The sequence below is a fragment of the Bacillus sp. EAC genome (assembly GCF_002156875.1).
Taxonomy (GTDB): domain Bacteria; phylum Bacillota; class Bacilli; order Bacillales; family Bacillaceae_G; genus Gottfriedia.
The window spans coordinates 393,274-403,481 of sequence record NZ_NCSY01000006.1 but is presented as its reverse complement, the minus strand read 5'-3'; the positions used below and the strand labels follow the sequence as shown (position 1 = coordinate 403,481).

General features: G+C 33.0%; 7 protein-coding genes. 5 read left to right on the top strand and 2 right to left on the bottom strand.

The annotated features are described in order from the left end of the window. Positions 1-208 (bottom strand): helix-turn-helix domain-containing protein (locus B7R65_RS13050; RefSeq protein ID WP_142288248.1); only part of this gene is annotated, 208 nt, incomplete at its 3' end. A 303-nt stretch (positions 209-511) separates the two neighbouring features. Then, complete coding sequence (locus B7R65_RS13045) at positions 512-1,915, bottom strand: PepSY-associated TM helix domain-containing protein (protein WP_256941300.1); 1,404 nt, start codon at positions 1,913-1,915, stop codon at positions 512-514. A gap of 344 nt (positions 1,916-2,259) precedes the next feature. On the opposite strand from B7R65_RS13045, the gene glgB reads away from it, so the two are divergent. The 5 genes from glgB to B7R65_RS13020 are packed head-to-tail and all read left to right on the top strand — an operon-like array spanning position 2,260 to position 10,196. Continuing rightward, the gene (glgB, locus tag B7R65_RS13040) at positions 2,260-4,194 is read left to right on the top strand and encodes a 1,4-alpha-glucan branching protein GlgB (protein WP_088043236.1); all 1,935 of its coding nucleotides are present in this window, start codon (positions 2,260-2,262) and stop codon (positions 4,192-4,194) included. Continuing rightward, positions 4,142-5,269, top strand: coding sequence for a glucose-1-phosphate adenylyltransferase (locus B7R65_RS13035; RefSeq protein WP_088043207.1), 1,128 nt, complete (start codon positions 4,142-4,144; stop codon positions 5,267-5,269). Before glgB ends, B7R65_RS13035 begins: the two co-directional genes overlap by 53 nt. 48 nt (positions 5,270-5,317) lie before the next feature. Beyond that, positions 5,318-6,337: a GlgC family sugar phosphate nucleotidyltransferase gene (locus B7R65_RS13030; protein WP_088043206.1), complete on the top strand. Its 1,020-nt coding sequence runs from the start codon at positions 5,318-5,320 to the stop codon at positions 6,335-6,337. Next, positions 6,331-7,764 (top strand): glycogen synthase GlgA, encoded by a 1,434-nt coding sequence (glgA, locus tag B7R65_RS13025; protein ID WP_088043205.1) that lies wholly within the window; start codon positions 6,331-6,333, stop codon positions 7,762-7,764. Before B7R65_RS13030 ends, glgA begins: the two co-directional genes overlap by 7 nt. A gap of 23 nt (positions 7,765-7,787) precedes the next feature. Further along, positions 7,788-10,196: a glycogen/starch/alpha-glucan phosphorylase gene (locus tag B7R65_RS13020; RefSeq protein WP_088043204.1), complete on the top strand. Its 2,409-nt coding sequence runs from the start codon at positions 7,788-7,790 to the stop codon at positions 10,194-10,196. The last annotated feature ends 12 nt before the right edge of the window (positions 10,197-10,208 follow it).

The window sequence follows — 10,208 nt, the reverse complement described above, 5'->3', positions numbered from 1 at the left end:
ATTTTAATACGTCCATTTTAAACTCTATCGAATAGTTTGTATATGTAGAAGTTAAACCATCTACGCCATATTCATTATAGAAAGCTACCCAAGTTTGTACGATTCTTTTTCGTACACCAATAGATTTACCGATAGAATCATATGAACCATGACCATCAAGATATTTATGAATAGCTATTAATTTTTGATCTAGTGAAATTTTGGTCACAAAAAATGCACCTCCAATTGTTAGTTGTGTCTAACAATTGGGGTGCAGTTCACTATTAAGAGGATCCTTTTTGTTATTAGTTTAATTAAAATACATTGTTGTAAAGCAAATTGAAAGAAGGTATTGTATAGAGCAGAAAGAGAGTCTCCTGGAATTTCCAAATCTCTAAATAGTAGAAATTAATAATTCTATATGTATTAGAATTCGGTATAAAATAAAAAATTTTAAAAAAAGGTCAAATTAATTTATTCTGGATATTCGCGAGAAGGAATCAAAAAAAGATACACCTGAAAAGGCATATCTTTAATTAAATATTTTTGATAAAAATGAAATTCTTCGTATGATTAAGATATCAAGCGTAAGTGCTATTAGTAATGAAAGACCGACTAATGGTAAAAGAATTGCTAATAAGACGATCAGTACTATAACTCCTTTAGCCAATTTATAGTCCTTTGGAACAGTTGGTGATCCTAATTGACCAGTAGGTTTTCTCTTCCACCACATCCATAATCCAAGTACTGTTGTAAACGCAAGGACTAAACAGATAATTAAATCAATTATTTGATTTGCTACTCCAAAGTAGTGACCTTCATGTAGTGCAATTCCAATTTCAATGATTTTGGCAGCAATACCGTAATCTGCAAAACGTAAGTCCATCAATTTTTTTCCACTGTACTGATCTATATGTAAAGTTGCCTGATCTTCCGGTTTGGGTGGAACCACTGAAACTGTATATACCCCTGCTTCATCAGTTGGAAACGTAATTGTATAGCCTTTATGGACATTTGCTTTGTCGACGATTGAAATAATATCAGAAACAGACTTAGAAGGTGCTTTTATTATATTTGAAGTTGGTACTGGTAATTTTTCTACAGCCCACGGTACTTTTGCAACTTCTTTTGAAGGAATAACTGAAGATGGGATATTGCCATCATATAATCCAGTTGGATAGCTAGTATGAGTTGATGACGCTAAACGATTTATATAGTCACCTAATAAACCAGACCAAGGTAAGCCAGTGAAAATAAATAGGCTAATAAATATTGAAAACCAGAAAGCTGGTACAGCATGTAAATCTCTTAATAATACTCGTTTCCCTTTTGAAAAACGAGGTAGCAAGATCCCCATAATTATATCCTTTTTACGAGGCCACCATAAATAGATTCCTGTAATTAATAGAATAATAGCCCAACATGCAGACATCTCAACAAGACGGTCTCCTATTTTTCCGGCCATAAGCTCTCCATGAATCTTGACGACTTTATTAACAAGGCGGTCATCATCATGACGATCCCCAAGAATTTTACCATTATACTGATTAATAAACACTGTCTTTACGTCCCCATTTTGATCAATTTCTAATTGTGTACTAGTATTTTTGGAAGAAGATGGGGTGTAAGATGTAATAATTGAATTAGGGTAGGCACTTACTGTTTTCTTAATTAATTGCTCCGGGCTCAGGACTTTACTTTCTTGCTTAATAAAAAGTTGATCATGATAGATTACATTTTCAATTTGAGGCTTAAATAAATAAATTATTCCACTAAATGTAAGGATTAAAATAAGAGGCGCAAAGAAAATACCAGCATAAAAATGCCATCTCCATATTGCCGAATAAAGTGAATTAGGTTTCATTTTCGCTTTTGCTTCCGATTTTTCAGCTGATTCAAAGTTATTTTCCAAATTACTTTCTAAATTAATTTCCAATTTATGACTCCTTTTTTTCCGACATGTTTCTACATTCTTAAATAAATATAAAGTTTAAATGTGTTAAAACTGTGAAATATGTATGAAATTTAATAGTTAATAAGAAATTATTGAAGTATAAAGAGGATTTTTGTAATACGCATGAATAATTATACGTAAATATTCGTTCGACAAAATCGACATTTTTACGACAAAGCCTTTTGTGGCAACGTTTTCATGAATACCTGTTCATTTTTTAAGATAATTACATGAATTTTTTTTGCATAAATACAAGGGTATAGTCAATAGTTTGTAGAATAGTAATATTATAGAAAAATTAATTAGATTGTAATGAGGTGAGGATGTTGCTTTTGACACGACCAACTGAATTTGATGTGCATTTATTCCATGAAGGGAATTTATTTAAAAGCTATGAATGCTTTGGCGCACATATTGTAAAAAAAGGGAATAAATTAGGAACAAATTTTACAGTTTGGGCACCCCATGCTAAGTGTGTTTCCGTTGTAGGTGATTTTAATAACTGGGATGGATCGCTACATAAAATGGATAAAATGAGCAGCGAAGGTATATGGACAATTTTTATACCTGACATTTATCAAGGAACAATCTATAAGTATGAAATATTGTCTAATAATGACGAAGTTCTACTGAAAAGTGATCCATATGCTTTTTATAGCGAACTAAGACCAAATACTGCGTCGGTTGTCTATGATTTATCAGGATATAAGTGGAAAGATACTAAATATCAAAAACAGAAATTAAAAAAAGATGTATATGAGGAACCGGTATTAATTTATGAAGTTCATTTAGGTTCCTGGAGAAAAAAGGATAATGGTGATTTTTATACTTATGCTGAACTAGCATCTGAATTAATTCCGTATGTTAAAGAACAAGGGTTTACACATATTGAAATATTACCATTAATAGAACATCCATATGATCGTTCATGGGGATATCAAGGTACTGGCTATTTTTCAGCAACAAGTAGATACGGTAATCCACATGAATTGATGAGTTTTATTGATGAATGTCATCAACAAGGTCTAGGAGTAGTAATGGATTGGGTACCTGGTCATTTTTGTAAGGATGCACACGGACTATACATGTTTGATGGGTCACCTACATATGAATATGAAAGCTATGATGTTAGAGAGAATGAAGTTTGGGGTACAGCAAACTTTGATTTATCAAAACCCGAAGTAAAGTCCTTTCTTATATCAAACGCCATGTTCTGGTTAGAACACTTCCATGTTGATGGATTCAGAGTAGATGCCGTAGCAAATATATTGTATTGGAAAAAAGAAAATAAAAATGAGGAAAACCCTTATGCTGCTTCATTTCTAAGGAAATTAAATGAAGTGGTATTTGATTATGATTCAAAGGTTTTAATGATAGCAGAAGATTCAACGGATTGGCCTTTAGTGACAGCACCTACTTATGAAGGTGGGTTGGGATTTAACTTTAAGTGGAATATGGGTTGGATGAATGATGTTTTAACCTATATGGAAACAAGTCCAGTCGAACGAAAATTACACCATAATCGGATGACATTCTCGTTTTTATATGCTTTCTCAGAAAACTTTGTCTTACCTTTTTCTCATGACGAAGTAGTACATGGGAAACGATCCCTGTTAAATAAAATGCCAGGCACATACGAAGAGAAATTCGCTCAGTTAAGAACATTATTTGGTTACTATTTATCGCATCCTGGGAAGAAGCTTCTTTTTATGGGAAGTGAGTTTGGGCAGTTTGACGAATGGAAAGATTTAGAACAGCTGGATTGGATGATAAAAGATTACGAGTCTCATTCAAAAATGAATTTGTTTTTTAAGGAATTGTTAGCCATTTATAAAAAGAATAAATCATTATATGAAGTTGATAACCATTGGGATGGGTTTTCATGGATAGATGCAAATAATGCAGAACAAAGTGTATTCTCATTTATTCGAAAAGCTAAATCTAAGGAAGATTATGTAATCATTTTATGTAATTTTAGAGAGATTTCTTATGATACATATCGCATTGGTGTTCCATATAAACATCGTTATAAGGAATTGCTTTCAAGTGATTATGTACAATTCGGTGGTGAAAGTAAAATAAATCGTTCTGTAATTGAAGCAGAGGAAATTCCGTTCCACGGTCAACCATATAGCATTCAAATTGCACTACCTGCCTATAGTTTTACAATTATACGTCCAGTTAAAATGCGAAAGGGGATTAGCAGCAATGGTTCAGAAAAAATGCGTAGCAATGTTATTAGCAGGGGGAAAAGGGAGTAGGTTAAGTTCTTTAACTAAAGAATTAGCAAAACCAGCAGTAGCTTTTGGCGGTAAGTATCGAATCATTGATTTCACTTTAAGTAATTGTACAAATTCAGGTATTGATACGGTAGGTGTTCTTACTCAGTATCAGCCACTTGTACTTAATTCTTATATTGGTATAGGCAGTGCATGGGATTTAGATCGTTTGCATGGTGGAGTAACTGTTCTCCCACCGTATTCAGAAGCATCAGGTGTTAAGTGGTATACAGGAACTGCAAGTGCAATATATCAAAACTTAAATTATATTAAGCAATATCAACCTGAGTACGTGCTAATCCTCTCAGGTGATCATATTTATAAGATGGATTATAGCAAAATGCTAGATTACCATATTGAAAAGGATGCAGATGTTTCAATTTCAGTAATCGAGGTTCCAATTGAAGAAGCGAGTCGTTTTGGAATTATGAATACAAATGAAGACATGGATATCATTGAGTTTGACGAAAAACCACAATATCCTAAAAGTAATTTAGCTTCAATGGGAATCTATATTTTTAAATGGAATATTTTGAAGGAATTTTTAGAAATGGATGATCGTAATCCAGAGTCAAGTAATGATTTTGGTAAGGACGTAATTCCACTTTTATTAGAAGAAAAAAAGAAAATTGTAGCTTATCCTTTCCAAGGTTACTGGAAGGATGTAGGTACAGTAAAAAGCTTATGGGAAGCTAATATGGACTTATTAAATGAAGAGAGTGAGTTAAATATATACGATCGCGACTGGCGTATTTATTCTGTGAATCCAAATCAGCCTCCTCAATATATAGCTCCTACCGCAATTGTTGAGGATTCGCTAATTAATGAAGGATGCGTTGTTGAAGGTTATGTATCCCATTCAGTTCTGTTCCAAGGGGTGACAGTAGGTGAGGGAAGTTTTATTAAAGATTCAGTTATCATGCCTGGAAGTGTAATTGGTAAGGATGTACGCATTGAGAGTGCTGTAGTTGCTCCTGGGATGATAATCGCCGATGGAAGCTTATTACGACCAGAAAAAGATTATGAAGAAGTAATTCTGATTACGAACGAAGAATAAGAGGTGGCTCATTCCTCAAATAGAAAAATAGACTGAGAGGGGTATATCATGAAACAAACAATGTTGGGAATAATTGAGGCTTCTACACATTTTGAATCGTTAAAACCGTTGACTAAGCACAGACCACTAGCGACTCTACCTTTTGCTGGTCGTTACCGTTTAATTGATTTTATGTTAAGTAATATGGTGAACTCTGGTATTACAAGTGTTGCAGTATTTCCTGATCAGCCCTATCGTTCTATTATTGATCACTTAGGTTCTGGAAAGCATTGGGATTTAAATAGAAAGCATGATGGATTATTTATTTTTACGCCTGAACCAAATGATGGAGCTTTTGGAACTTTTGATTTCATCGAAAAGCATATTCAGTTTTTACAGAGATCAACTCAAAAATATGTAGTGGTGGCAAATACATATACTATTTGTTCTGTCGATTTTAGACCGATTCTAAAACGTCATGTCGAAACAAACGCAGCAATTACTGAGCTTAAGCAATTTGGAAAATCATTAAATATTTATTTTCTCGAAAAAGGACTTCTATTAAAGCTTTTTGAAAACTTTCATGAAAAAGGTTATGAAACGATAATGGATGTTGTACGAGATCAAAATAATGGAGTTGAGCTTAGTGGATATGAAATTCCACAACAAGTAGCAACGATTCGTACGATTGAAGACTATTTTGAACATAGTATGAAGTTATTAAATCCAGAAATTTGGAATCAATTATTCTTAAAATCTTATCCAATTTTTACTAAAGTAAAAGATGAACCACCAACAAAATATTCAAAAGATGCTATTGTTAAAAATTCAATTGTAGCTAATGGATGTGTGATTGAAGGAACTGTGGAAAATAGTATTATTTCAAGAGCAGTGAAAATTGGAAAAAATACAATAATTCGTAATTGTGTTGTTATGCAAAAAACAATCATTGGAGATAACTGTATATTAGATGGAGTAGTTTTAGATAAAGATGTACGTGTAGAAGATGGTGTTGAGATTAAAGGGAGTTTAAACGAGCCAGTTGTACTTCAAAAAGGTTCAGTTCAAGGAGCGTTGATTCAGTGGTAAATGTTTTATATATTGTTTCCGAGTGTGTCCCATTTGTTAAATCAGGAGGCCTAGCAGACGTTGCAGGTGCGCTTCCAAAATATTTAAATAAACTAAATGTAAATGTTCGAGTGATGTTACCCTTTTATTCACAAATCCCTACTAAATTTAAAGAAGAAGCGAAATTAGTAAAAGAGCTCTCTATAAATCTAGGATGGAGAAAGCAATATTGTGGATTATACGAACTAAATTTGGAAGGAATGACCTATTATTTTATAGATAATGAATTTTATTTTAATCGAGATAAATTATATGGTCATTACGATGATGGTGAGCGTTATGGATTCTTTTCACTAGCAGCAATCGAATGTATCAAAGAATTAGATTTTATTCCTGACGTTATCCATTGCCATGATTGGCATACAGCAATGATTCCTTTTTTCATGAAGGAATACGGAGCATTAAAAGATGTGAATCCGAAAATAAGGTCTGTTTATACAATCCATAATTTACAATTCCAAGGAGTTTTTCCGAAGTTAGTCATGGATGACATATTAGGAATTGATGAAGAGTATTTTAGAGATGATTATTTAAAGTTTTATGATTGTATTAATTTTATGAAAGCTGGAATTATCTCAAGTGATATTGTTACAACGGTAAGTCCAACATATAAAGAAGAAATTAAGCATGAGTTTTTTGGAGAGCAATTAGACGGGTTATTACGAGAACATGATCATAAACTGTTTGGTATTGTAAATGGTATTGATGAAACAATCTATAATCCGTCGACAGATTCAAAAATTCATACGAATTATGATGAGTTTTCGATTGAGCAAAAGATTGAAAATAAATTACAACTCCAGGAATCATTGGCGTTAAAGGTAGATGAAGATATTCCAATTATCGCAATGGTATCGCGTTTAACTAGTCAAAAAGGGATTGATTTAATCCAACATATTTTTCCTCAATTAATGGACCATAATGTTCAGGTAATTATTTTAGGAACTGGTGAAGAGGAATTTGAGAACTTCTTTAAAGAAATGGAACATAATTATTACGAGAAAGTAAGAGCTTATATTGGTTTTAACGAAAATTTTGCACATCAGATTTATGCTGGCGCAGATTTATTTTTAATGCCTTCGTTATTTGAACCGTGTGGCTTAGGACAACTTATTGCAATGAAGTATGGCTGTGTCCCAATTGTCCGAGAAACTGGGGGGCTAAATGATACAGTTCAATCATATAATGAAGAGATGAAGAGCGGTAACGGATTTTCTTTTAGTAACTATAATGCGCATGACATGCTCTTTACAATTGAACGTGCATTAAGTGTTTATGGCAATAAGAAGCATTGGAGAAAAGTATTGAAAAATGCTATGAGTACTAATTCAAGTTGGTTACAATCTGCGAAAGAATACGCGAAATTATATTTGCAATCTACTAAGTAAATCTTTTAAGGCGGGGTGGTTCCATGTTTTCTAGTGTGGAGGATTTTGAATGGAATTTTAAAGAAAAACTAGAAATTATGCATGGAAAGAATATTGCAACTAGTACACTGCAGGAGCAGTACCAAACACTGGGAACAATGATTCGCGAACATATAAGCAAGAATTGGTTAGGCACAAGTGAACAATATCGTTTAGAGCGGAAAAAACAAGTGTACTACTTGTCAATTGAATTTCTATTAGGGAAGCTTTTGAAAAGTAATTTGATCCATCTTGGTCTTAGGGAATTATGTGAAACTGGTCTTGAGCATTTAGGGATTTCTCTTGCAGGATTAGAAGAGTTTGAAAGTGATGCAGGACTTGGTAATGGTGGACTCGGTCGATTAGCATCTTGTTTTCTAGACTCTTTAGCATCTCAAGATTTACCAGGTCATGGTTGTGGCATTCGCTACAAACATGGCCTCTTTGACCAAAAAATTGTCGATGGTTATCAAGTAGAACTCCCTGAACAATGGTTAAAGTATGGAAATGTTTGGGAAGTACGAAGAGATGACCAATCAATTGAAGTATTATTTGGTGGAGAAGTAGAGGCTTACAATAATAAAAATAGGTTAGAGTTTCGCTTGCATGGAGCAGAGGCAATCACTGCAGTACCATATGATCTACCAATTATTGGATATCACACGAATACTGTTAATACGTTAAGGCTTTGGAGTGCAGAGACATCTTCACATTCTTCAAACAAGTTTCTTATGAAACATAAACGTGAGGCTGAGTCAGTTTCAGAATTTTTATATCCAGATGATACTCATGATGAAGGTAAAATTTTGCGTTTAAAACAACAGTATTTTTTAGTTTCTGCTAGTATTCAGAGAATAGTAGATTCATATAAAGAACATAATGGTGATATACGTAAGTTTCATCATGAAGTCGCAATTCATGTCAATGATACTCATCCAGTTTTAGCGATTCCAGAACTGATGAGAATATTAATAGATCATGAAAAGTTATCTTGGGAAGAAGCATGGGAAATCACTACCAATACAATCTCTTACACAAATCATACAACGCTATCAGAAGCATTGGAAAAATGGCGTATTGATTTATTCCAACCGTTACTTCCAAGAATTTATATGATTATCGATGAGATAAATGAGCGATATTGTACGAATTTATGGAAACGATATCCCGGGGATTGGAATCGAATTGAACATATGGCAATTATTGCTCATGGAGTCGTTAAGATGGCGCACTTGGCGATAGCTGGAAGTAAGAGTGTTAATGGAGTTGCTGAGATTCATACCGAAATTTTAAAGCAAAGAGAAATGAAGCTTTTCTATGAATATGAGCCTCATAAGTTTAATAATAAAACAAATGGAATCACTCATAGAAGATGGCTTCTTCAATGTAATCCAGAATTAAGTAGTTTAATAAAAGACACAATTGGTGACGGATGGATTTATGAGCCTACGCAACTAGAAAACTTATTAAATTATCAAAATGATGAATCATTCTTAACGCAATTTAAGGAAGTTAAGAAAAAAAGAAAAGAAGTACTAGAAAATTATGTGCATTATACTAATGGAATCTCACTCGATACCGATTCGATTTTTGATATTCAAGTAAAAAGGATGCATGCATATAAAAGGCAATTATTAAATGTTCTTCATATTATGTATTTATATAATCGACTAAAGGAAGATTCACATTTTAAAATGCACCCAAGAACGTTCATATTCGGTGCAAAAGCATCACCTGGCTATTACTATGCTAAAAAGATTATTAAGTTAATCCATTCTGTAGCAAATATAGTTAATAATGATCGCTATATAAATCAATTTATAAAAGTGATTTTTATCGAAAATTACCGTGTTTCTTTAGGTGAAATGATTTTTCCAGCAGCAGATGTAAGCGAGCAAATCTCAACTGCTAGTAAGGAAGCTTCAGGAACGGGAAACATGAAGTTTATGATGAATGGAGCTTTAACAATTGGAACATTAGATGGCGCTAATATTGAAATACTAGGTGAAGTTGGAGAAGAGAATATATTTACTTTTGGGCTCACAGCTGATGAGGTATTAAATTATTATCAATATGGTGGATACAAGAGTAGTGACTACTATCATCATGATCTTCGAATTAAAAAAGTTTTAGATCAATTACTACACGGACTTTTTCCTTTACCAAGAGAAGAGTTTGAACCGATTTTTGATTCACTTATATCATATAATGATGAATATTTTCTACTTAGAGATTTTTCTTCCTATTTAACTGCACAAGAAAGTATAAATACCATTTATCAAAATAAAAAAGAATGGACATTAAAAAGTCTTCACAATGTAGCAAAGTCAGGATTTTTTACTAGTGACCGTACTATACGTCAATACGCATCTGAAATTTGGAATATTCAACAAAGATCTTTTAACCATTCTTAACCTCCTTTGCAA

Bases quoted from the DNA above. Each gene is read 5' to 3' on its own strand.
- B7R65_RS13030 (WP_088043206.1), top strand. From the start codon at position 5,318: ATGAAACAAACAATGTTGGGAATAATTGAGGCTTCTACACATTTTGAA.
- B7R65_RS13020 (WP_088043204.1), top strand. From the start codon at position 7,788: ATGTTTTCTAGTGTGGAGGATTTTGAATGGAATTTTAAAGAAAAACTA.
- B7R65_RS13035 (WP_088043207.1), top strand. From the start codon at position 4,142: ATGGTTCAGAAAAAATGCGTAGCAATGTTATTAGCAGGGGGAAAAGGG.